This is a genomic window from uncultured Campylobacter sp. (assembly GCF_963517995.1).
GTDB lineage: Bacteria > Campylobacterota > Campylobacteria > Campylobacterales > Campylobacteraceae > Campylobacter_A.
In genome coordinates this window covers 1-3,595 of the sequence record NZ_CAUQHQ010000188.1, presented here as the reverse complement: position 1 = coordinate 3,595, position 3,595 = coordinate 1, and the positions used below count along the sequence as shown (strand labels likewise).

The 3,595-nt window shown below is 36.0% G+C and carries 4 protein-coding genes and 1 pseudogene; 3 read left to right on the top strand and 2 right to left on the bottom strand.

The genetic code is table 11. The features are described 5' to 3' along the window. Positions 1-117: 117 nt before the first annotated feature. A complete protein-coding gene (locus RYL88_RS12310; RefSeq protein ID WP_314991676.1) occupies positions 118-267 on the bottom strand; it encodes a hypothetical protein in 150 nt (49 codons plus the stop codon). A gap of 167 nt (positions 268-434) precedes the next feature. Continuing rightward, positions 435-608 carry a hypothetical protein gene (locus tag RYL88_RS12305; protein WP_314991674.1) on the bottom strand — a complete coding sequence of 58 codons (174 nt, stop codon included), beginning with the start codon at positions 606-608 and terminating at the stop codon, positions 435-437. 757 nt (positions 609-1,365) lie between these two features. Between RYL88_RS12305 and RYL88_RS12300 the strand changes: the two genes are divergently transcribed. The 3 genes and pseudogenes from RYL88_RS12300 to RYL88_RS12290 all read left to right on the top strand — a co-directional run. Further along, positions 1,366-2,685, top strand: coding sequence for a replication initiation protein (locus RYL88_RS12300; protein ID WP_314991672.1), 1,320 nt, complete (start codon positions 1,366-1,368; stop codon positions 2,683-2,685). Between the two features lie 408 nt (positions 2,686-3,093). Beyond that, positions 3,094-3,381 carry a virulence factor gene (locus RYL88_RS12295; protein WP_314991670.1) on the top strand — a complete coding sequence of 96 codons (288 nt, stop codon included), beginning with the start codon at positions 3,094-3,096 and terminating at the stop codon, positions 3,379-3,381. Between the two features lie 30 nt (positions 3,382-3,411). Then, positions 3,412-3,525 (top strand): annotated as a pseudogene (locus tag RYL88_RS12290) (virulence associated protein VapD); the annotation flags it as partial. Positions 3,526-3,595: the final 70 nt, after the last annotated feature.

Genomic DNA, 3,595 nt, shown 5'->3' with positions numbered 1-3,595 from the left:
TGCCTCTTTTCTCAAAGAGAGCTTGAGCACAAGACACCATACTCATTTAGATCCGAAGTAGCTTTGTTTCCTTCTCGGTAGTTTGCGATGTGATCTTGATCGTCTTTGGACTTCCTGCTAACCTTTTATTGAATACACTTTCTCACTTTGGATTTTTAAATTTTCAATACCTTTTTCTCCGAATTTCTCTATCATAGGAATTTCAAGATCGTATTCGACGCTTTTCATTTTTAGCTCAATGTCGATTTTGTCGTTTGAAAATTTCATATCTTGCTTGTTTTTAAAATTTAACATTTTATTGACGACGCTTAGCGATTGTATAAGAGCTCTGGCTTCTTCGCCCCTATAGGCTTCATTGGTCTTAAAAAGCGTTTTAAGCTCGTCTCTGAGGTTATCGGTAGATTTAACGGTAATTTCAAAGTCTTATTGTACGTCTAGCCCTTATGATGAATTTTGCATTTCAAAGCATATGCGATCCTTTTTACGCCTTTTTCGTCTGCGTAGTATACGGTCTGTCCGCTAGTAGTGACTATAATACCGTGTTTTTGTCTGATTTCGTCAAATACTTTGAGTTTTGAGTAATCTTTACCTGGTTCTAAAATTTCCATATTTTCTCCTTTTTATCGATGATATTTTACCAAATTTGATTTACGTGCCTAAAAATGGGCTGCTAAGAGAAGGTTTAGTATAAATTTTTGTTTAAGAAAAAATTAAGTTTTTTTGATTTTTTCGAATTCTTATTAAATTTAAATTCTTATAAATTTAGTGGGTGTGAATAACTGAGTTTTTCACATGCGTTTTGATCCTGGTAGAGCGGTTAAAAAATGAGTTGTTCACTTAAAAATAATTCATAGGTTTTTAGGGAGTTAATTTTTGTTTTTCATAGGTTTTTAGGGAGTTTGGAAAAATTTTCATAGGTTTTTAGGGAGTTATACTTTTTTTCATAGGTTTTCAGGGAAAGAAAACGCTATTTCTGCTTATAATCAGCTTAAAATAAGCTATATTTAAGTGATCACTCTTCAAAACACTATGATTTTTCATTGCAAGTCACCAAAAACCTATGATTTTTTGATTTTTCATAGGTTTTCAGGGAAAAAGTTTGACAGTAATAAAAATTATGGCTATAATTCATAGGTTTTCAGGGAAATATTTTAAATTTCTGCTTATAATTAACTTAAAATAAGCTATATTTAAGTAAAAAACGGCCGAATTCGATCATTTTTTGAGCGTAACTCCCTAAAATGCTAAGATTTTTTGCAGCAAGTCATCAAAAGCACCCATTTTTCATTTTTTGGGAGCTTTTTAGGGAGAATTCTCGGCAAAATTAAAAAGCGATGTCTAAGAATTTCAATAAAAGGAAAATAAATGCCTCAAGATATGCCTGGTACAAACGACGATTTGGATGAAGAGCAGGGTTATGATGACCTAGAAGACGACTTTTTTGCTCCCGTAGTTATAGATCCGCAGGAACAAAGAATTTATGAGGCTGATTATTTAAAGGACGATAGTTATATTAAGCTTTTAAAGGCCAACTCCGTCATTAGGGGCAAGGTAGTAGCCGACAAAAGAGGGCTAAAGATAAATATATACGACTTAAAGGTCTTAAATTTCTTATTAAAAACCCTTCAAGAGTGCGTTAAAAAAGATACTAAGCCCGTAAAATTCACTACCCTAGTGATCCCCTTGGAGCTATTTAAGCGCGTAGTGGACGATGCAAAAAATTGGAGGACTAATTTTATAAAGTCCGTCGAAAAGCTCGAGTATATAGCATTTGAGCTAAATAATTACAGAGACTGGGAAAAGGACGAATTTATCATCTGGCAAAAGACCCGGCTCGTTATAACTCCAAATTTCAAGACTAAGGGCGAGGAGCGCAAGAAAGCTACCTGCGAGATCAGCTTCGCAAAGGAGTTAGCTACGGCTTGCTGGCAAAAGACCGATTATACGCACCTGGATTTTAAGACGCTAAACAGCTTTACGAGTAAATACGCCATCAGGTTTTACGAGGCCTTGGTGGCCAAGATTCAATACTATACGAATTCTAACAACTATAAAACCGAATATGACTTTAAACAAGAGGAGCTAGAGGGGATATTTGATGTAAAATTATCAAATTTATCAAATGGATTTAAAAATTATCTTAATAATATTATTATGTTCGATAAAGTCGTGATTCCTGATCTCCAAGGTAAATTACAATTCGACTATGAAATACACGGCAAGGACAAGATCATCACGTTTAAATTTCAAAAAGACTACCTCGAGCAGTTTAGGACTAGAAAGGCCGATACGGTAGATCTAGCCATAGAGAAATTTAGAAATCTCATCGACGCAAAAAAAACTTATGACGACGGTCATACGAGGGTTTACGAGATAGATACGGATAAACCCGAAAACGCTATGATGGATTTCTTACTAAACATCAGCCAATACTGCTACGGCGTTTCGCTACTTAAAAGGCCTGAAGAGATAAACCGGTTCGGAGAGGTCGCTATGAGCCGTGAGGGGGATTTATATTATATTAACACTCGCAAAAGAATTTCATACGGTCGGGCGAAGAAATTTTTGATCTATCTATATAAAAATTACTACGAGCAGATCACGCATGAGATCAGGGCAATGAAAGAAAAAGGGGAGGTTGCCGCAAAGGCTAAACAAGAAAGAAGCTTGTTTGACGATATCTAGGGTTTTGATTTGAGGCTTTTAAGTTTCATCTCGGCCGTTTGTATCTCTTGGTCTTTGTCGCTAAGTTCTCTGAAATGCTCTAGTATATCTTACTCTAGCGGAACAAGGTTCTTAGGCCCGTCTTTTTCAGACCTTAACGTTTGTATGATTCCCCAGTATCTTTTTGGCGGTAAACTCGATCCATTTATCTTTAAATTTATTTATATCCATACGACGATAGAGGTTAGAACTAAATATGCAAATCCGTAACTTTGAATTTTAAATAAAATATTGGTCGACTCCGCGTATGAATTTGTAGATAGTGCACCGCCCCCTTACCCCCTGTTTCGCCTTACTTATGCGCTAAAGCGCCGCAAGGCTACTGCTTTTAAAATATGGTATAATATTTAAAAATAACAAGGACACTTAATGTATGCAGTTACGTTTGATATCGACACCAATTGTCTAACAACCAATGACACTAGTCACTCGAAAGCTTACAGTGATATTCGTAAATTTATGGAACAACACGGATTTAAATGGCAACAAGGTAGTGTGTATTTTGGAGATGATACAATTAATGCTGTTACTTGCGTTACTATAGTACAACAGCTAGCTAAGAGCATGCCAGTATTTGCCACTTGCGTTAAAGATATTAGAATGCTCAAGATCGAAGAAAACAACGACTTGATGCCAGCTGTTAAAGTTGTTTTATAAATTTTTTAGAGCCCTATGTCTTGAACTCTAAAATTTATAAACCGCTTATCGGCAATCGATTGGTTTAAAAAATCAGTGCGAGATATACGCGCTTTTAAGGTCGAGGACTGGTCAGACTTTACCGACATCGTCAAGGGAAACTAGGTAAAAAGGCTAAATTTATCTGCTCAGCCCCATACCGCTACCGCTACGTTTGTGCTTTTCTCGGTCTTGC